Annotated in this window: 14 protein-coding genes; 6 read left to right on the forward strand and 8 right to left on the reverse strand. The window is 38.9% G+C overall.

Going from position 1 to position 20,051, the window contains the following annotated elements; all coding sequences use genetic code 11:
- Window positions 1-71: 71 nt before the first annotated feature.
- From arsC to lolA, 4 genes are read right to left on the reverse strand one after another with little or no spacing between them, the layout of a single operon-like run.
- A complete protein-coding gene (gene arsC / locus LDM93_RS05405) occupies window positions 72-422 on the reverse strand; it encodes an arsenate reductase (glutaredoxin) (protein WP_223891138.1) in 351 nt (116 codons plus the stop codon).
- Window positions 397-1,245 (reverse strand): polyphosphate kinase 2, encoded by an 849-nt coding sequence (gene ppk2 / locus LDM93_RS05410; protein ID WP_223892050.1) that lies wholly within the window; start codon window positions 1,243-1,245, stop codon window positions 397-399. The genes arsC and ppk2 overlap by 26 nt, the downstream gene beginning before the upstream one ends.
- A complete protein-coding gene (gene rmuC / locus LDM93_RS05415; protein WP_223891140.1) occupies window positions 1,238-2,788 on the reverse strand; it encodes a DNA recombination protein RmuC in 1,551 nt (516 codons plus the stop codon). The genes ppk2 and rmuC overlap by 8 nt, the downstream gene beginning before the upstream one ends.
- Window positions 2,789-2,790: 2 nt before the next feature.
- Window positions 2,791-3,312: a LolA-like outer membrane lipoprotein chaperone gene (lolA, locus tag LDM93_RS05420; protein ID WP_223891142.1), complete on the reverse strand. Its 522-nt coding sequence runs from the start codon at window positions 3,310-3,312 to the stop codon at window positions 2,791-2,793.
- Window positions 3,313-3,486: 174 nt separating this feature from the next.
- Between lolA and secA the strand changes: the two genes are divergently transcribed.
- Window positions 3,487-6,126: a preprotein translocase subunit SecA gene (secA, locus tag LDM93_RS05425; protein WP_223891143.1), complete on the forward strand. Its 2,640-nt coding sequence runs from the start codon at window positions 3,487-3,489 to the stop codon at window positions 6,124-6,126.
- Window positions 6,126-7,352: an ABC transporter permease gene (locus LDM93_RS05430; RefSeq protein ID WP_223891144.1), complete on the forward strand. Its 1,227-nt coding sequence runs from the start codon at window positions 6,126-6,128 to the stop codon at window positions 7,350-7,352. The genes secA and LDM93_RS05430 overlap by 1 nt, the downstream gene beginning before the upstream one ends.
- A gap of 13 nt (window positions 7,353-7,365) precedes the next feature.
- On the opposite strand, the gene LDM93_RS05435 is transcribed toward LDM93_RS05430, so the two are convergent.
- Window positions 7,366-8,370, reverse strand: coding sequence for a hypothetical protein (locus tag LDM93_RS05435; protein WP_223891145.1), 1,005 nt, complete (start codon window positions 8,368-8,370; stop codon window positions 7,366-7,368).
- 20 nt (window positions 8,371-8,390) lie between these two features.
- Entirely contained in the window at window positions 8,391-10,982 is a 2,592-nt protein-coding gene (locus LDM93_RS05440; RefSeq protein ID WP_223891146.1) for an AsmA-like C-terminal domain-containing protein, read from the reverse strand.
- Between LDM93_RS05440 and mltG the strand changes: the two genes are divergently transcribed.
- Window positions 10,918-11,862 (forward strand): endolytic transglycosylase MltG, encoded by a 945-nt coding sequence (mltG, locus tag LDM93_RS05445; protein ID WP_223891147.1) that lies wholly within the window; start codon window positions 10,918-10,920, stop codon window positions 11,860-11,862. The genes LDM93_RS05440 and mltG overlap by 65 nt on opposite strands.
- Before the next feature lies 1 nt (window position 11,863).
- Here the strand turns inward: mltG and LDM93_RS05450 are convergent, their stop codons facing one another.
- Window positions 11,864-13,507, reverse strand: coding sequence for a protein phosphatase 2C domain-containing protein (locus LDM93_RS05450; RefSeq protein WP_223891148.1), 1,644 nt, complete (start codon window positions 13,505-13,507; stop codon window positions 11,864-11,866).
- Between the two features lie 236 nt (window positions 13,508-13,743).
- Complete coding sequence (locus LDM93_RS05455) at window positions 13,744-15,024, reverse strand: nitrate/nitrite transporter (protein WP_223891150.1); 1,281 nt, start codon at window positions 15,022-15,024, stop codon at window positions 13,744-13,746.
- Between the two features lie 231 nt (window positions 15,025-15,255).
- Between LDM93_RS05455 and cobA the strand changes: the two genes are divergently transcribed.
- From cobA to LDM93_RS05470, 3 genes are read left to right on the forward strand one after another with little or no spacing between them, the layout of a single operon-like run.
- On the forward strand, window positions 15,256-16,518 hold the full coding sequence (gene cobA / locus LDM93_RS05460; RefSeq protein ID WP_223891152.1) for a uroporphyrinogen-III C-methyltransferase: 1,263 nt from the start codon (window positions 15,256-15,258) through the stop codon (window positions 16,516-16,518).
- Window positions 16,515-18,434 carry a nitrite/sulfite reductase gene (locus LDM93_RS05465; RefSeq protein ID WP_223891154.1) on the forward strand — a complete coding sequence of 640 codons (1,920 nt, stop codon included), beginning with the start codon at window positions 16,515-16,517 and terminating at the stop codon, window positions 18,432-18,434. Before cobA ends, LDM93_RS05465 begins: the two co-directional genes overlap by 4 nt.
- Complete coding sequence (locus LDM93_RS05470) at window positions 18,434-20,038, forward strand: DmsC/YnfH family molybdoenzyme membrane anchor subunit (RefSeq protein WP_223891156.1); 1,605 nt, start codon at window positions 18,434-18,436, stop codon at window positions 20,036-20,038. Before LDM93_RS05465 ends, LDM93_RS05470 begins: the two co-directional genes overlap by 1 nt.
- The last annotated feature ends 13 nt before the right edge of the window (window positions 20,039-20,051 follow it).

A 20,051-nucleotide genomic window follows, 5' to 3' on the forward strand; every position in this document is an offset into this window, starting at 1 on the left:
AAATATTATATCCGACTTCTATATCTGAAAAAAATTCTAAATATAATTCAATAAATAGATAAACTCTATGGTCAAACAAGCAGATCGATAATATTCTCGATAGGACGACCAATGGCAGCTTTGCCGTCTTTGATGACAACAGGTCTCTCTATGAGCTTGGGATTTTGTACCATTGCATCTATAAGTTTATCTTCATCAGTTTCTTCTTTAAGATTCAATTCTTTATAGATGGATTCTTTGGTTCTCATAAGTTCTCTAGCAGAGATACCCAGCATTTTAAGCACTGCAACAAGTTCTTCTTTGGTTGGGGGCGTATCCAGGTATTTCACTACGTCTGCTTCAACACCTTTTTCTTCTAAAAGTGTCACTGCATTTCTTGATTTAGAGCATCTTGGGTTATGCCATATGGTTACATTTGCCATAGTATTTTCCTTTATTATGTAATTTAGTTACTTTTTTATCTACACCGGTAATGAGACTGGTATCTTTACCATCATATTCTATGTTTGAGAGTAAGTATCGGACAGCATTGATGCGTGCTCTTTTTTTATCGTTGGCATCAAGCTCACACCAAGGTGCATGGTCTGTACCGGAGAGTTTAAACATTTTATCACGCAGCATTGCATAGGTATCATAGGCATCCAGTGACAGGTAGTCCAATTTAGAGAGTTTCCAACTTTTCAAAGGATCATTTTCTCTGTCTTTGAGACGCTTTTTTTCTGTTTCATGTGTAATGTTCAAATAAAACTTGAAAATGAGCACACCGTCATCTATCAGCATCTCTTCTACACCGTTCACCTGTGCGTAAAAGTGATCATGCTGTTCTTGTGTACAGAAACCAAAAACCTGTTCTATACCGGCTCTGTTGTACCAGCTTCTATCAAAGAATACGATCTCACCGGCATTGGGTATCTGCTTTAAGTGACGCTGGAAATACCACTGTCCCAACTCTTTTGAGTTGGGTTTGGGCAGAGCGACCGAGCGAGCCTCTCTTGGGTTGAGATAGTTGTTAAACTCTTTAATGGTTGAACTTTTGCCTGCCGTGTCCATACCTTCAAAGATCACTAAAAGCCTTTTCTTGTTATCGATCACCCATTTTTGAAGTTTGACCAGTTCATACTGCAGTTTAAGAGACTCTTTTTCATAAAACTCACGTTCAATCTTTCCAGATTTTTTGAAGACTTTAGAAGGCTTCTTTTGATACTCTGCAAGGTCTTTTGTATAGTTGATCTTTTGTTTAGTCATCTTTATCACCGCTCAAGCCTTTCGGGATATTCTTGTTTGTCTGTGCACCCAGTTCTTTGAGTTGCTCTACCTGTCTTACAAGGTTTCCTTTACCGTCACTCAATTTGTTTCGTGCTGCAGAAAAACTGCCCTGAATGCCGTCGATCTGCTTGGATATCTTCATCAGATCTTCAGAAAAACCGACAAACTTGTCATACATGGCACCTGCTCTTCTGGCTATCTCTTGGGCATTTTGATTTTGACGTTCATATTTCCAAACATTTTCAACGGCTCTCATCGCTACAAGCAGTGTTGTAGGTCCGACAAGAAGTATCTTATTTTTAAAGGCATTGTCATAAATGCTGCTGTCGTGTTCCAATGCCACAGCCAATGCACCTTCGATAGGCATGAACATAAAGATAAAATCCAGGGTATTGACCTCTTTGAGACGTTCATAGTTCTTGTTTGCGAGTCCCTCTACATGTGTCCTGATGGAATTTAAGTGTGTAGTAAGATGCAGTGCTCTTGCATCATCATCCCCTGCATTCACAAAACGTTCATAGGCTACAAGCGATGTTTTAGCATCAATGATCACATCTCTATTGTCAGGTAAATGGACCACTACATCAGGTCGTAAAATTTCATTTTCGTCTGTACGCAGACTGACTTCACGTTCAAATTCATACCCTTTACGGAGTCCTGAAGCTTCCAATACATTTTCAAGTACCATTTCACCCCAAACTCCCTGTTGTTTGCTGTCACCTTTAAGTGCATTGGTCAGATTGATCGCATCTTTACTGATCTTTTTATTGAGCTCTTTGAGTGAATTGATCTCATTTTTCAACACTGCCCGGTCTTGACTTTCAGTGTTGTAGGTATCAGCTACTTGTTTTTTAAACTCTGTGATCTGTGTTTGAAGCGGTTTTATCATGTTGTCCAGGTTTTCTTTTGAGAATTCTGCAAACTTTTGAGAATTTCCTTCAAACACTTTTTTAGCCAGAGCTTCCAACTCATCTTTAATCTCTTTTTTATGGTTGAGCATCATCTCTTTTTGTGAAGACACATGCCGCTCTTCACTCTCAAGCTTCATCAGTAAACGTGCATTGTTTGTACGGTATCTGCTGTTGTCTTCGAGTATACTGTCCTGGCGTGCTTTAAGCGTGTTATGTTCTTCTAAGAGTGCTGCATGTATCTCTTCTGCACTCTCAAGTTTAGCCTTGACCTGGCTGAGCTCTTTTTCTAATTCATTATATTTACCCTGCAGGGAAAGAAGTGCTTCATTGGTGGATATCAGTCTTTCTTTTGTCTCTGCAAACTGTTGCAATTCCTGTTCATTACTTGCATTTTTGATCTTATAGGCTTGGAGCTCTTGCTCCAATGTAGAGATATATTCTGCTTTCTCTTTATTATCAATCTTAGTGTTCCAAAATCTGTCTTTATAGATCTTGACTTTCATAGCAGAAACCACTACGACAAGCACAATGACCAAGAGTACGACCAATGCCAAACCTACCATCAGCATTAACGTAGAATCATTCTGTATTTTCATCAATAACGCTTGCATACTTATCCTTGTATCATGTCATAGTGTATAGGGTAATTACATTTCATACTTTGTGCAGGTAAATTTCCTTTTCCATATTTCATCTGTTTAAAGAGTATCTGGACTTTGTTATCCAAGTCATCAAAATAGGCGATACTGTGAAGTTTTTGTTTCTTATCTACTTGTATCGTGTACGTTTTATTGTCATACTCAGCTACATAGATATTTTTACTATACAACACTGCTTTATTTAATATTTTAGCGATATTGATACCGTTTGATATACGATAGGCAGAAACCTGTTCCAGATCATGATCTACCACCAGCAGTTCCGAACCATCGGTACATACCTCTTTTTGTGTAGGTTCTTTATAACTCCATTTAAAAAGTGTTTCATTAGTAAAACGTACTTTGCCGCTGTATGTGATCACTTTGTTTTTTGTATTGGTTATTTTCTGTATAAAATCTGCTTGGAAATTTCCTGGTAGTTCTATGCTCGCAGATAGCAGGGAAGATGCCAATAACAGTAACGATAATAGTCTCATTCTTTTTCCTTTAATAACTTGAAATATACCAAAATAGCACTTGCAGTGTGTTAATATCTGTCATATTGTCATAAAATTGTGAAACAAGCGTGTGAAGCACTCACCCTTTCCTAACGGAATATTAATGTCTATTTGGATAAAATAATTCCAATTTATGCAAAGGCAAAACCTACAATGATAAAAAGCGTACTCAAACTCTTTGGCACACAAAATGACAAGATCGTAAAAAACTATCTCAAAAAAGTAAAAAATATCAATCAACTTGAACCAAAATATGAAGCTTTGGATGATGAAGCACTCAAAGCTGCATTTGAAACACTTAAAAGTGAAGTACAAAGTGGTACAAAAACTTTAAATGATGTACTTGATGACTCTTTTGCAATCACAAGGGAAGCTGCGAAACGTGCTTTAGGCATGAGACATTATGATGTACAGATGGTCGGAGGGCTGGTACTCAACGACGGTAACATCGCAGAGATGAAAACAGGTGAAGGTAAAACACTTGTAGCGACACTTGCTGTAGTCCTCAATGCTATGACAGGCAAAGGTGTACATGTTGTGACAGTCAATGACTACCTTGCAAAAAGAGACTCAGAGGAGATGGGTAAACTCTATGAATTTCTAGGCTACACTGTAGGATGTATCACAGCGGATATCCATGATGATATGGGGAGAAAAGCACAATACGATGCTGATATCACCTATGGAACTAACAATGAATACGGTTTTGACTACCTTCGTGACAATATGAAAGTAAGAGCTGAAGAGAAAGTCCAGCGTGAACACCATTATGCCATCGTGGATGAAGTAGACTCCATCCTCATTGACGAAGCCAGAACACCGCTCATCATCTCAGGACCAACACAGCGTGACCACAACCATTATGCCCAAGCTGATGCGATCGCTAAACAGATGCAACGTGGAGAAAAGATAGAAACAAAACCGGGTGAACCGGAGCAAACGACTGGTGACTTCATCGTTGATGAGAAAAATAGAACCATTGTCATGACAGAAGATGGACTTCAAAAAGCACAAGACCTCTTTGAGGTGGAAAATCTTTACAGTCTTGAAAATGCTGTACTTTCTCATCACCTTGACCAAGCACTCAAAGCACACTATATCTTTGAAAAAGATGTTGACTATGTCGTACAAAACAATGAGATCATTATCGTTGATGAATTTACGGGAAGACTCTCCGAAGGCCGCAGATATTCAGAAGGGTTGCACCAGGCACTTGAATCCAAAGAAGGTGTAGAAGTGCAGGAAGAGTCACAAACGCTTGCAGAGATCACGTACCAAAACTACTTCAGACTCTACGATAAGCTTGCCGGTATGACAGGTACAGCACAAACCGAAGCCACGGAATTCTCACAGATCTATAACCTTGATGTTATCTCTATCCCTACGAACGTACCTGTCGCCAGAATAGATAAAAATGACCTCATCTACAACACAGAACGTGAAAAAATGGATGCTGTGGTACGAAGAGTAAAAGAACTCAATGGAAAAGGACAGCCGGTACTCATAGGTACGGCTTCCATCGAAAAATCTGAAATGATCCATGAACGACTGAAAAAAGAGAAGATCGCTCATAATATTCTCAATGCGAAAAATCACGCACAAGAAGCAGAGATCATCATCAATGCCGGACAAAAAGGTGCGGTAACAGTTGCTACGAATATGGCAGGACGTGGGGTTGACATCAAGATAGATGATGAAGTAAGAAGCCTTGGAGGACTGATGATACTTGGTACAGAGCGTCATGAGAGTAGACGTATAGACAATCAGCTCAGAGGCCGTTCAGGACGTCAGGGTGATCCGGGAGAGAGTCAATTCTTCCTCAGCCTTGATGATAACCTGCTTCGTATCTTTGGCGGAGAGAAGATCAGAAACATCATGAACAGACTTGGGGTTGAGGATGGTGAATACATTGACTCTAAGATCGTGACACGTTCTGTAGAGAAAGCACAGAAAAAAGTAGAGAACCAACACTATGAGTCAAGAAAACATATCTTAGAGTATGATGATGTGGCCAATCACCAAAGAAAAGCGATCTATGCATTTAGAAATCAACTCCTTGACCCGGAGTTTGACATTGCTGCCAAGATCAAAGAGAATCGTGCTGAGTATGTAGACCATCTTTTAGCAGAAGCCGAGATCTTTGCAGGTATGCCGACAGAAGATTATGATGTAGAGAGACTTGCTGCCTTGATCAAAGAAGAGCTGCGTATTGAAGTGCAAAGTGAACAGTTCAAAGACAAAGAGGTAGAAGAGATACATTCTATGATCACAGAAATGATGGAGGATCTTTACGAAAGAAAAATGTCCCAGATCGATCCGGAACAAAGACAAGAGATAGAACGTATCTTATACCTTCAAGTGCTAGACCCTCAGTGGAGAGACCATCTGTATGAAATGGATGTACTTAAAACAGGTATCGGACTTAGAGGATATAATCAAAAAGATCCATTGACTGAGTACAAACAAGACAGTTATAAACTCTTTACCGATCTTGTAAGCCGTATCAAACTGGAAGCCGTGAAGGTACTTCAGCTTGTACAGTTTGACTTTGAATCTCCGGAGGAAGAGGAAGCTGCAGTTGAGCACATCAGAGAAGAGTTAGAGAGCGATGTTGCAAATACGACACTTAATCAGTCTTTTGAAGAAGGTGTTATTGCTGAAGATTCATCAAAGCTTAGTCCTATCACAGGAACGAAAAAACCTAAAAGAAATGATCCGTGTCCATGCGGTTCGGGTAAAAAATATAAAAACTGTTGTGGACAGAGCGGGCCTAAAAAAGGTCTCTTGGCATAATGTCCACACCTGCCAGAATCACCTCGCCTAATAAAAAGTTTATTAGGCATATCATAAAACACTATCTTAAGTACGATAAAGAAAACCCTTTTATCTTTATCTCTGCAATGTTAGCTTTCTTGGGTATTGCTGCAGGTGTGATGGTACTGATGATCGCCATGGGGATCATGAACGGGACACAAAAAGAGTTTACCAAAAAACTTTTTGTGATGAATTATCCTCTTACCGTACTTCCATTGGAAGAAAATGCCGTCAATGATGCACTGATCACTTCATTGGGAGAAAAATTTCCTCATCTTCAATTCAGTCCTTATTACACCACTCAGGTCATCACGAAAAATGATGGTGCCGTGCAAGGCTCTTTGGTCTATGGTGTTAATTTTGATAAAGAGAGCAAGATCAACTCGATCTTTAAAGAAGCAACAGGCGATGAAACAAGTAAGTTCAGGGTGGTGATCGGTGAAGGACTCTCTTTTGAAATGAATGCCCCTAAAGGTGAAAAGGTCACACTTTACTTTTCAGAACAACAGGCTATCGGTTTTGGGACGATGCCGCTTCAAAAACGTTTTATCGTAGACGGTATTTTCAAATCTGGTCTTAAAGCCTATGACAAAGCGATCATGTACACCTCTTTAGAGGCATTTGAAAAACTGCTTGGACGTGAACATGGAAGTTATGATGGTCTGCATATCTATACTGAAAATCCTCTTGATGAAATAGCCGAAATCAAAAGTGCTTTGCCTGAAATGGTCGTCATAGAGGGTTGGTGGCAGCAAAATGGGAATTTCTTTGCAGCCATGGAAATGGAGAAAAAAGCACTCTTCCTGGTTTTACTGCTCATCATCCTTGTAGCTTCACTTAATATCATCTCTTCTTTGCTTATGACAGTGATGAGCCGAAGAAGAGAGATAGCCCTTATGCGCACACTGGGTGCCACAAAGATAGAGATCAAAGCGATCTTCTTTAGATTAGGTTTGATCATAGGAAGTGCCGGCATCCTAGCGGGTACACTGCTTGGTGGACTTGGTATCTGGATACTCACCACGTTTGACATTATCTCTATGCCTGCAGATGTTTACGGTACTTCAAAATTGCCTGTGGATCTCACGTTCAGTGATTTTGGATTAATCATTTTAGGTACAAGTATCATTATACTTCTTTCCTCCCTCTATCCTGCGAAAAAAGCATCTCAGACGGATCCTTTAACTGTACTCAGAAATGAGTAAGTAGAGAGTACAGCTAATCAAACATATCCATCACCGAGTTTCCATGTTCAAACACATCAAAAAGAGAGGCTTCCTCTTCCTTTTCAAAAATATTAAAAGGCGAGTCATCAAACACACCGAACATGGTGTTATACATTTTAGAAGAGTTATACATCATCCCTGACATCAATTGTGCGGATTGGCCGGAATATTTGGCTCCTTGATAGAATTTAGTGCTTGTATCCATCATAGTCCCCAGTGGGGTCGATGCCAAAAAGCTATCATCATTTTTCTCAGTAGAACCAAAGAAGCTAGGCAGTTCCAAATCCATACCTATGGTATCTTCAAAGGAGCTCAGGCTCTTATTGAAAGAAAAACCTTCATCCCTTTTTGGTTTATCTTCCAAACGTAATGTTTGTTTGACAGTTAAAAGTGCATTGCCTATGTCTAGACCATCCTCTAAGCCAAGTTTTTCCTTTACATCATTCACTCTTTTATCCAGCACACTTTCATATTTTGGGACCTGGTAGTCGATGTTTAATTCATCTCTTATTTTGTCTAATTTTTTCACTGCAGCACGGGGTTCTTTAATATGTAATTCTTCTTTTATTTTTTTTAATTTCTTCTCTTTTGCACTAAGTTTAGGTGCCTGTATATGTAACTCTCTACGTATTTTTTCTATTTCACTCTCTTGATGTGTCATTTGATGGCTTTTTATAGATTCTATCTTCTTTTCACTATGTTTTGGATCTACATTTTGAGGTTTTTTCTCTGCTTTATCTTCTATAATATCAACGTTCTTCATCTTGTGAAGAACATCTTCTTCAGGGGCCGTCAATGCTTTTTCTATGGGTATGAGTTCACTGTCCAACTCAGAAGAACTTGCTGGACTTTCCTCTTGTATCGTATAGGGAATCTTCATATCTTCTAAAGCGCTATCTTCATGCTTCTTCAAATCAGCCCAAATATATACACTCAATCCCAGTGTGAGTAAAAGAATTTTTTTCATCGTTTCATTCTTCCTTATGATCTGACTCATATTTTCATTATACACTATTCTTATTCGTTTATAATATGCCCTGGTGATTCAAGTGCTCTTTTGAGTATTTTTAGAGGTAATGAGAGGATATCTCCTCCGGCGGAGGTACTGACTTTAGGATCATCCAACGTGCCTGTAATTTGGAGTCCAAAAGTCATACTCTTGTCTTTTCCCATAATGATATAACCCACAAGAGGTAAACTGCCTACCAGCTTACCCAACTCTCTTGCTGATTGGATAGCAAGATTGATATCGATGGTTTTTTTCTGAAGATCAATTTCTCCTGTACCTGCGATCGTTGCTGATCTTCCTTTAATATAAATAGAATCGAATATGATTTTTTCCTGTTTTATCACTCTATATTCGGCCAGCCCTTTTTCTATCGTAAAACCTTTGTCGGAATAACCGGGATTCTGTAATGAGGCTAAAGCGGGTATGGTATTGATAAAGGCCAAAGTGTTATTATAAGCCTTAAAATCTTTCATCACCCCACCTTCAACAATGATCTCACCCTTCATTGTCTTTTCAGGATCACCTGAGACTTTTAACGTATACCGACCATGCTGTAACCCCTTAAAATCAATAAGAGGATGGAGTGCTTTATCTTGTATACGTAATGCCTGTATAGCCAAGATCTTCTTCTTTTTAGAAAATTTTATAATGTCTCCGGATGAACTTCCTATGGCTTGAATGTCTCCATTGGGTTTCACTTCCACATCATAACTGTCAGTTACTAAACTATAATCACCATATCTTAATTGACTGTTTTTACCCAAAATGATCAAACTTTTAGCTTCTTTCGATTCACCTTTCTTCTTACCTTCTACACTTTTTGCTTTTTGCTTTTCAATCGTTAAAAATTTTTCAAGATCAAAGTTTAGATTGGTAAGTTTAATACGTGAATTGGATTTATTATAATAAAAACGTTTATCAAAGGCATAAAAATTCAAATCTTTATCCGTTACCTCTCCTTCAAAAGGAACTCTTGTTTTACATTGATCATCTTTTTCATAGAAAAAACATGATTTTCTTTTCAACATGCCTTGAAATGTATAGGTTTTAAAATCTTTCGTTTTCATCGTAACCTTGCCTCCATCTTCAAGAGGGCCTGGGTCAGGTAAATATGTTTTTATTTTATTTAGATCATTGATTTGGATGGTGGTTTCATTTCCATCATTTGTAAGTTTCATAGAGAGTTTAGGTATCTTGATATTGATATTTTTTTCATAGTTTAATGTAAAAGGCAATGTTTCATTTGTTAAAATAAAAAACTTCTCTTTTTCATCCCCAAGTGTGATACGCTTAGCATTAACTATGAAACCTGCCTTTTTCTTTTGCACATCCAACTTACCATTTAAATACCCTTCATAGAACGTATCTTTTAGAGTGATATCTTTTAAAGTGATCCGTCCCTTTTTATACTGTACATTCCCTTTTTCAATAGGAAGTTTGATTTTTCCCAGGGACACATCTCCTTTGCTAAAGTCAACATTCACAAAGAAATCCTGATAACTCTTTTTCAAACTGATATCTGCCATGAACAGCACATTGACTTTCCCACTTTTTTGATCGAGTGGTAAAACAATATCATAGCCTTTGAGTAAATGCTGCATGGTACTCTCAAAGCGATTATTCGCTTTGATCTTAAGTTTTAAATTCGTGTCAGTATTGAGCAGATTGAGTATCTTAACATTGCTGCCATTTAAACTTATCCCTTCATAGGTCGGTTCTTTCAGATCAAAATAAAGCCCTCCATTGTGATAGCTCAAGATAAAACTTGGGGCCAAAACCGGTGGCAGATTTTCTTTAAAATGTATTTGCGTATCCGAAAAGAGAATTTCTCCGTTCAGTGCATCAAAATCCATTTTAAATGTATTATTCTCTATGGTGCCTTTACCCGTTAAAGAGAGGAGTTTATAATGCTTCGCTTTGACCTTTTCCACCACCCAACTTCGCACACCTTCATCAAGATCAAACATATCAATGATGCTTTTCAAGTCCGAAAAAGTATCACTAGTGAATCCAAAATCTATTTGGCTGCCTTTTTTACTTGCATTAAATTGTCCCGATGCGTTATATAAAGTGAAATAACCTTTTGTAGACAAACTAGCCTCATGCAGATCATACCTTAACGTTCCACTCAACATCAGATTATGTTCTTTCAGATTCAGTAAGGGTATGTCTGCTTTTAACATTTTCCCTTCACGTCTTACTGCCCCTATAATCTCATAATCTTTACTCGATAATTTTAAAAAATCATTACGAAACTCAATGCCCATGATGTTATTGTCAAACACAATATGTTTCAGTTCAATAGATTGAAAAAATGTAAGTATATATTTGATACGTTCAAATGTATCATGTACACTGTTAAAAGAGGGGTCGGCTTTACGTTTGGGGAGAATGACATGGTCTGCTTTTACTATAAGCTTTTTATCGAGTTTAATGTATAATCCCTCTACATTGTAGTCAGCAACTTTAACGGTATCCAATTTGATACCTGCCATAAGCCATATAAAAAAAGCGATAAAAAGGACAACCAAGAAGATGAGTGTATTACGTAAAAGCACATGGATAGCATGGGCAGAAAATATTACACTGGTTTTGATCATCTCTTTTGCCTTTTATACAACACTACCCATTCATACAACGCGTACACTTTTAGTACCACAGGGCTCTATTACTCATATTATATCACAGCTGACACAAAAAGGGTATGCTTTAAGCCCTATTGATAAATATATATTAGTCTTTCTTGGAAAACCTCAAAGTGGATGGGTAGATATAGGAGGAACACGTTTAAATCGTATCGATTTTTTATATAGACTTACTACGGCAAAAGCTAAAATGGAAGAGATCACACTCATCCCCGGTGAAACTACAGAACTCTTCTTCACTTCAGTAGCCACAGACTTGGAACTTGATAAAACTAAATTAGAAACCTATTATAAAGAATTTTCGAACTATCCTGAGGCTGGCATCTATGCAGATACCTATTATGTACCTTATGGTATCAGTGAAAAACATTTCATCCATTTTCTGCTTACGGAGTCTGAGAACAAATATAAAGAGATCTCTGAAAAGATCTATGGAAACTATAGCAAAAAACAGTGGTTAAATATACTCATCATTGCTTCTATCATCCAAAAAGAAGCGGCCAATACAAAAGAGATGCCCCTTGTTTCATCTGTGATTTACAATCGACTTAAAAAAGATATGCGTCTGCAAATGGATGGCACACTGAATTATGGTAAATATTCACATATGAAAGTGACCCCTGAACGTATCAAAAATGACACAAGCAGGTTTAATACCTACAAATACAAAGGTTTACCGGATTCGCCCATAGGTGCTGTCTCTTTTGATGCGATCATTGCAGCGATCAAACCGGCAAAAACGAACTACCTCTACTTCATGAAAAATGCACAAGGGGTACATGATTTTACGCACAGCTATAGAACGCATCGTAAAAATATTCGAAAAGCGCGTTGATCTAGAACCAAAAAAGCTGTACTATGTTTAACACCAGCATCCCTACAAAACCTACGCGGCATACAAGAAGCGGATTTCTCTCTATAATAGATTTACTTTTATCAAAGTACGGTTGTACTTTCAAAGGATTACTGACTTCATACTGCATTTCTGAGTAGTTTCTGTAACGTTGGTCTGTATCAGTCTCAAGAGCTCTTAAAATAATACTCTCAAACCATGCAGGTATTTTAGGGTTTAATTTACAGGGTGCTTTGATACTTTTTTCAAAAGATGGGTTTTGAAAAGGTTCTATCTCTCCAAATGGATACTTTTGTGTCAGTACTTCATAGAGTGTCACACCTATGGCATAGATCTCTGTCTGTTCATTGACCGGTGCCTGTTTAAAACGTTCTGGTGCCAGATATGAAGGTGTTCCTGCGCGTGTCACATTGGAGTAAGCTTCAGTAATACTTCCAAAATCCACCATTTTAAATACCAACTTACCTTTACGTTCTGTCAGCATGATATTTTCTGGCTTGATATCACCATGCACTAAGTCATATTTCATCAAAAAATGTGACATCTTGAGCAAAAAACAAGCCAATTCAACACTCAAGTCCACAGAGAGCGGTTTTTTTGCACAGTACTCTTTGAGTGTTTGACCTTCTATGAAACTCATAATGTAGTAACGATGTGTACGGTTTTTAGGGATCACTGCTTTAGGGAAAAAACCTGCCTTCAGTCTCTTTGCCATCCACACTTCTTTGACAAACAGGTCAATCATGATCTCATCATACATCGCTTCATATGGTATGAACTTCATCACATAATTAAATCCCCGTTTTTCACAAAGCCAAGTACGTTCATTTTGGATCAAAGGTTTAAGCAGTGTATAGCCATCAATAACTTCACCCGCTTTATAATGCTCACGTACGATGAGATCACTTTGCTTCAACTTAAGCCGAGGATCTACCTCTTTAATTTCAAGGACAATGGCTGTGGTATCATCAGGAAGATCAGCATGATGTAATTTACTTGCTTTTTTTACTAAAAAAGAAGCACCCATTTTCATATCTGATCTAAGTTCATCATCTGAAAGTTCATTATAAAGTCCATCACTACAAAGAAGTATCAAGTCACCCGCCAAAAGGTTATTTTCAAAATAATATGGTGAAACATTCTCCTCTAGTCCCATAGCTGCCATCAGTACATTTTCCATACCCTCTTCATCCATAGTATGATCTTCAGAGAGTTGGGTGAGTTTCGTATCACCATCAATATTTCTATGTAAATAGATGCGGCTATCCCCTACATTCGCACCGTACAGTCTGTCGCCTTCTATCACGACCAATGCCAGAGTAGTAACCAGTTCTTCACGATCATATTCTGCCATCGAATCAAGATAAAGTACTCTGTTGATATTTTCTATAAAATGTTTTATGGACTTTTCCATGGTCCAGCTTTTTGGTCTATTTTTGAGCGCATTGATCAAAAAATTAGTTGTGTGTTTGGCGGCCTGTGCCCCTTGTAGAGCAGATCCTACTCCATCACAGACAACAGCGACAGTAATGTTCTCCATCACCTTCACTTCAAAAAAATCATCCCCTTTGAGCTGTGTACCTTTAGCAAGTGTGAGTCCTGATGTTTCGATACTTTGTTTTGACATACGTTGCCTTTGTGATTATCTTAAATTATAGGATAAAAATTATCACATAATTTAAAATAATAGCGAAAAGGTAATCTCGCTTGATGTGATAGATGCATGAACGTAATGTTCATGCTTGAGTTTAGCATGTTTGCTAAAAATTTGAGGTTAGCTGTAGCTAATCGATGATCTTTAGTGAATGCTCTCGACTCAATGATGTATATTAATTTTGTGATTTCTATTACATCAATCGAGATTTAGATCATACCACCTGCTTTGACTCCCCAAGTTGTTCTCCATCTGGTCTTCACAAGTGAGATACCTGCGATCGCTACTAAAACAACGGCTGCAAATATCATAAACCCTGTGGTATACCCATCAAAAGCACCTTTTGACCAACCCAGTGTCTTGATCAATGCGGTACCACCAAGACCACCGGCTGCACCGATGATTCCTGTCATAATACCAATGTCTTTACCAAATCTTTGCGGAACCAGTTGGAATACTGCTCCATTGGCCATACCCAGGTTTGCCATGATAAGGAAAAGCACCACTATGGCTAGTCCAAACGGTAATGCTATTGTAGCATTCACTACAGCCAGTGTTGCAACAGTACCGAAGAAAATATAAAGAGATTTTACACCACCCATTTTATCTGCAATGGCACCCCCTACAGGTCGAAGTACTGCACCGGCAAAAATACACACTGCGCCAAAATAACCTGCAACCACTTTTACATTGCTTTCATCCAATATATCAAGTCCGAAGGCACTCATGTCTACTTGATAAGTGTTCATTAAATAGACTTTCATATATCCTGCAAAACCTACAAACCCACCAAAACTCACTGCATAGAAAAGGTTAAACCACCATGTATCTTTATCTTTAAGAAGTTTTCCATAATCAGAGAGTTTTTTAGGTCTCGCTTTATAGACGGATTCTGGTGCATTTTTAGCGAGAAATACATAGGCTATCCACACCACTATAGCCATGACTGCACCTACTAGGAATACTGTTTCCCAGCCCCATTTTTCTGCGATCTTTGGAGCAAATAAGAAGTCAATGACCACACCGATGTTACCTGCCCCTGCAAGGCCAAGTACAATACCTTGAGACTTAGGCGGATACCATTGACCTGCCTGCGGAAGTGCCACAGCAAACGATGCTCCGGCAAAACCAAGTCCTAGAGCGACAATAAGTAAAGCATTATAAGTAATGCTCTCACCCATAAAATATGCCATAAGCAATGCTGCTATTACCACTGACTGTGCAATCAAAGCTGTGAGTTTCGCACCGAGTTTATCAACCCCAAAACCAAGTAAAATTCTTAACAATGCTCCAGATAAAATAGGAAGTGAAAGTAAAGTAGCTTTTTCACCTGCTGTGATCATATAACCTGTAGCGGCTAATGCCTCACTTATTTCTGTAGAAAGTGGACCCAACATGGTCCAAACCATAAAACTCATATCAAAATATAAAAAGGCCATGAACAACGTTGGTGTGTGTCCCTGCCCTTTTAATGCCTTGAATCCTGCCATTTTTTCTCCTTTAAGATAAATATTTGCTGAAGTATACAATGATAAGAGAGCCAACATTAATGACTTAATGATTAATTTTTAATCAATTATATTTTGCCTAAAAATGGGATGAAATCGATGTTAAAATTTTAGTTTTAAAACACATTGATTAAAAAATATACAATCTAATGGATACGTATCTATCCTTTTGGAGATATAATCCTTACAATCATAAAGAGGATGAACAGAGAGATGAAAGAAAGACAAACTTTACCCATACTACTGAAGGAACAGCATATCCTTTTGATCGGTGGCGGGAATGTAGCATTACAAAAAGCAGAAGTATTGGCAGAGAATAATATCTCTTTTTCTGTCATATCTAAAGAAGCGCATCCTAAGATCCAAGCATTGTGTTCTGACATACAAATCAAAAATTTCAAAACCAAAGATATTCAGAATAACCTCATCGTGATAGATGCAACAGGAAATGAAAAAGTCACACAAAAGCTTTTGAAATATAAACGCAAACATCCTCTTTTACTCAACGTGGTAGATAAACCTAAAGTATGTGATTTCTACTTTATGGCATTGACAAAAAATGCACCTCTGCAGATAGCCGTGTCAAGTTCGGGTGCAAGCCCTACTGTGGCTAAATACTTCAGAGATAGGTGTCAGGCACTCATACCTGATAACATGGAAACATTTTTAGACATACTGCAAGCACAAAGAAACAAAGGTATCATAGAGATACAAAAAACGCTTGAAGAAATCGAAAAAATGACAGCGAAAGCGTATCTGGTAGGGTGTGGTCTAGGAGATCCTGAACTGCTTACACTCAAAGCCTATAATATTATAAAAGAGGTTGATGTTGTCCTGTATGACCACCTCATCTCTGATGAGATCATGGCTATCGTACCGGAGCGTACAAAAAAAGTCTTTGTAGGTAAAGAAAAAGGATTTCATACCAAACCTCAAGAAGAGATCAATAAACTCATACGCAAATATATCAAAAAAGGCTACTCGGTTGCACGATTAAAAAGCGGTGATCCTTTCATCTTTGGTCGTGGAGCTGAAGAGTTACTCTACCTTGCACAAAAAGGAATAAAAGCTGAAGTGATACCAGGTATTTCTTCTGCAGTATCCGGACCATTGATGGCAGATATTCCAATCACAGCAAGGGATTACAGCAATGCCTTTACGGTAGTATCAGCCCACTTAAAAGGGAATTCCATCAATCTTGACTGGGTACCGATGCTGGAAAACAGAGACCATACGGTCATCGTACTTATGGGGCTTACACGTATCAAAGAGATCGTGCAGCAGGCAAAAACATTAAATATAGAGATGAACACACCTTGTGCCATTGTCTCCAATGCAAGCAGAAAAAACCAGACTGTACTCACCACGACACTTGAGAATCTTGAAGAAGCTTCTCTTTGGGCTTCAAGACCTTCTATATTGGTCTTTGGAGATGTCATACACTATACAAACACACTAAAAGAGAGTCAAAAATGAGCATTTTAGAAAAAGCCTTTAAGGCAAGAAATAATAAAGTCAATAAAGTAGAGACAACCAAAGCACTAAAGATGCCGATGGATGTCTACAATAAGTTAGAAGAGATCGCTGCAGCCGGATATGAAGGTTTAGCCAAAGAAGACAGTGCATATTTTTTAAAATGTTTTGGACTCTTTGATAAAGGTGACGACTTTATGCTTCGCATTCGTGTACCTGCAGGACAATTAAACTACGAACAAACTTTACGTATCGGTGAATTGGCTCAAAAGTATGGTAATGACTATATAGATCTCACGACACGTATGCAGATCGAACTGCGTTACTTGCAGATAGCAGACATTGCCAAAGTACTGGCCGAGCTCCATGAAGTAGGTATCTCTACTTTTCAGACCGGTGTGGACAATCCTCGTAACATCGTAGCCGATCCATTAGATGGTATCGCTTACGATAACATCATCAAGACAAAACCTATTATCGACGAACTGCAAGCGGTATTTGCTGAAGATCCGGATTGGATCTCTGTCTTGCCTCGTAAATTCAATACAGGAATACTAGGTTCACTTTCCAACTCCTGTAATATCTTTGGGCATGACTGCTGTTTCGTCTTGGCTCAAAAAGACGGGCTGTTTGGGTTCAATGTCTATTTAGGCGCACGTGTAGGTGTGCAGGCACAAGATGCAAACTTATTTGTACAGATCGATGAAGTCCCTCTCTTTTACAAATCACTTCTCACGCTTTTCAAAACCTATGGATACAGAGATAACCGAAATAAAAACCGTTTGGTTTTCCTTCTTAATGATGTAGGTATGGAAAACTTTGTAGAAGCACTGCAAAAAGAAGCAGGCTGCCTATTTAGTACTGCCGGTACAACGATGGTACAGTCTCAGTCTATTGCCCTGGGTTCGGACAAGGTACTGGGGCGTAACGGGAAATATGCCTATAAACTCATCGTACCTTCTGGTATATTCACGGGTACCGATATGATAGAAGTAGCAAAAACAGCTCAGAGATTTGGATCAGGAGATGTCAGATTGACCTATGATCAAAACATCTATATAGTCAACATCGACACAACAGATATTGAAGATCTTGAGTCTGAAGATGTCATCAAAGCGTATGCAAAATTCAACAACCTTTATTTTCATGATATGATCGCCTGTGCAGGAACCAAGACATGCAGTTTTGGTGTCATCCCTAATAAACCCGATGCCATAGAGATGGCACACTTTCTCAATTCTGAAATACCTATAGAAAATGCAACCGTACGCATGAACTGGTCTGCCTGTCCTAAGGGGTGTGGAGTACATGGTATTGCTGATATAGGATTTGAAGGGTGTAAGGCTAAAGATGATGAAGGTAACCGTGTAGACGGTGTACACATTTTTCTCGGTGGTAAGATCACACGTGTGGCAAAAGAAGCACATACCTTACATAAAGCCCTACCGTTAACGGAAGCTAAATACCATGTGAAATATCTACTTAAAACCTATGCTGCATTTAAACAAAGAGGCGAAACCTATGAAGCCTTTGATGATAGATTTTTATCGGCGAATTACTCGTTTCAAGCCCTTGGCTTTTACACAAAGATAAACTATATCCTGAATGAAAAACTGGGATTGGATCTTTGGTTTGAACTTGAAAATGAACCCAAAACATTTAGAAAAGAAGAGTTTGAACTGTTTACTTTCGGGTTGAAACTCTTTAAACTGCTTACTGGTGAAAAGCGTTATGAATCGGTAGAAAACTTTGAACCTGTACTGACCAAACCTAGAAGCATCACAAGAAATGAAGTCACTAAACTAAATCCAAAAATCCCAGAAAAACTCTCAGAGGTCATCTACACTATGACCCATCAAGAGAAAAGAGAACGCGCACAGGTCTTCTCTGAACTGATTGTAGCACTCAAAGAGATCTAATGGTAGAAGCACTCAGTAAGCATACCCCTTTAGAGAATTTCATCGAGCATAAAACCAATGCCGGTATGCAGTGTGGTAACTACAGTATCGATCTGCCAGAACTTGGTGCGGGGGAACAGTACCGTTTTCACTTTGACGCCACGGCCTGTGTGGGCTGTCACTGCTGTGAAGTTGCCTGTAATGAACAAAATGCAAATCCCGATGAGATCAAATGGAGAAGGGTCGGAGAGATGGAAATGGGTACATTCCCTGACACACTTCAGCTTTTCAACTCTATGAGTTGTAATCACTGTATAGAACCGGAATGTCTCATAGGCTGTCCTACAAACTCATATATAAAATTTGACAATGGTATCGTTTGGCATGATGATCCTTCATGCATTGGATGTCAATATTGTACATGGAACTGTCCCTACGAAGTACCTACCTTTAATGCAGACAGAGGCATCGTAACCAAGTGTCATATGTGTGCGGATAAACTTGAAGCAGGCCAAAGTCCTGCCTGTGTACAAGCCTGTCCGAGTAATGCCATAGAGATAGAGGCTTTTAATGTCAAACAATGGCTTGAAGAGGATATGGAAAAAGAAGGCATAGCCCCTCACCTCCCGGATATAGAGATCACCAAACCCACTACAAGATACACACTGCCTGTACTCAAAGAGGAAGAGGAACTACGTGTGGCTGATGAACATTTACTCAAACCTGCACATGCTGAACTTCCTCTTGTTTTTATGACCGTACTCACGCAAGTCTCTTTAGGCGCATTCCTAGCACTCTTTTTGGGACAACTGCTCTTCTCTTTAGGCTTTAATCTTCCAGAACCGACATTGGTCATGGCGTTACTTGCCTTTTTACCATCCGCTCTAGGTTTACCGCTTTCTGCCTTGCACTTGGGACGTCCCATTAAGGCAATGTCAGCGATGAAGAACTGGAGAACTTCCTGGCTTTCGCGTGAAGCCATTGCTCTGGGTGCATTTACAGGACTGGCTACGATGGTCTCTGCGCTTTATTATTTCGAAGTAAAAGGTTTCATTTTGCTTCTTCTTGAAGCCATCACGCTGGCTGTAGGGATTTACGGTATCTATGCGCAGTCGATGATATACCGTATCAAAGCGCGTCCTGCATGGAACAGAAAATCTACGACCAAACGTTTTTTTGGTTCAAGCTATATAGGTTTTTTACTTATTTCCACTGCTTTACTTGTTTCAAACGGGGAAGAAGGAGCGATAGTACTCTTGTCTATCACCCTTCTTGCCGGTATGGGTCAGGCTTTAGTGATACTTGAAGAAATAATGTTCTACCGTCACTTAAATCAAGAGGATCCACTCTATTACCAATACAACAGAAGCCGTATACTGCTTCAAGAACATTTTGGTTCGATAAAAACATTCAGGGTCTACTCTTTGGCACTCTTTGCACTGAGTTTACCTCTTTTGTCCATTTTGTTTACTGCAAGTGGTTTAATAAGTTTGGCGATCACAACACTCATGGTCGCAACACTCGGTGCATTGACAAGTGAATTAGCAGGAAGATACCTCTTTTATAGAACAGTGGTGCCTTTAGGTTTAGCAGGAAATTTCTTTGCCGGTAACCAGAGACACTAGAAAGGAATACACA

Source organism: Sulfurovum sp. TSL6, from assembly GCF_019972115.1.
In the GTDB taxonomy this organism is placed as follows: domain Bacteria; phylum Campylobacterota; class Campylobacteria; order Campylobacterales; family Sulfurovaceae; genus Sulfurovum.

Bases quoted from the DNA above. Each gene is read 5' to 3' on its own strand.
- arsC (WP_223891138.1), bottom strand. From the start codon at position 422: ATGGCAAATGTAACCATATGGCATAACCCAAGATGCTCTAAATCAAGA.
- ppk2 (WP_223892050.1), bottom strand. From the start codon at position 1,245: ATGACTAAACAAAAGATCAACTATACAAAAGACCTTGCAGAGTATCAA.
- rmuC (WP_223891140.1), bottom strand. From the start codon at position 2,788: ATGCAAGCGTTATTGATGAAAATACAGAATGATTCTACGTTAATGCTG.
- lolA (WP_223891142.1), bottom strand. From the start codon at position 3,312: ATGAGACTATTATCGTTACTGTTATTGGCATCTTCCCTGCTATCTGCG.
- secA (WP_223891143.1), top strand. From the start codon at position 3,487: ATGATAAAAAGCGTACTCAAACTCTTTGGCACACAAAATGACAAGATC.
- LDM93_RS05430 (WP_223891144.1), top strand. From the start codon at position 6,126: ATGTCCACACCTGCCAGAATCACCTCGCCTAATAAAAAGTTTATTAGG.
- LDM93_RS05435 (WP_223891145.1), bottom strand. From the start codon at position 8,370: ATGAGTCAGATCATAAGGAAGAATGAAACGATGAAAAAAATTCTTTTA.
- mltG (WP_223891147.1), top strand. From the start codon at position 10,918: ATGAGTGTATTACGTAAAAGCACATGGATAGCATGGGCAGAAAATATT.
- LDM93_RS05440 (WP_223891146.1), bottom strand. From the start codon at position 10,982: ATGATCAAAACCAGTGTAATATTTTCTGCCCATGCTATCCATGTGCTT.
- LDM93_RS05450 (WP_223891148.1), bottom strand. From the start codon at position 13,507: ATGTCAAAACAAAGTATCGAAACATCAGGACTCACACTTGCTAAAGGT.
- LDM93_RS05455 (WP_223891150.1), bottom strand. From the start codon at position 15,024: ATGGCAGGATTCAAGGCATTAAAAGGGCAGGGACACACACCAACGTTG.
- cobA (WP_223891152.1), top strand. From the start codon at position 15,256: ATGAAAGAAAGACAAACTTTACCCATACTACTGAAGGAACAGCATATC.
- LDM93_RS05465 (WP_223891154.1), top strand. From the start codon at position 16,515: ATGAGCATTTTAGAAAAAGCCTTTAAGGCAAGAAATAATAAAGTCAAT.
- LDM93_RS05470 (WP_223891156.1), top strand. From the start codon at position 18,434: ATGGTAGAAGCACTCAGTAAGCATACCCCTTTAGAGAATTTCATCGAG.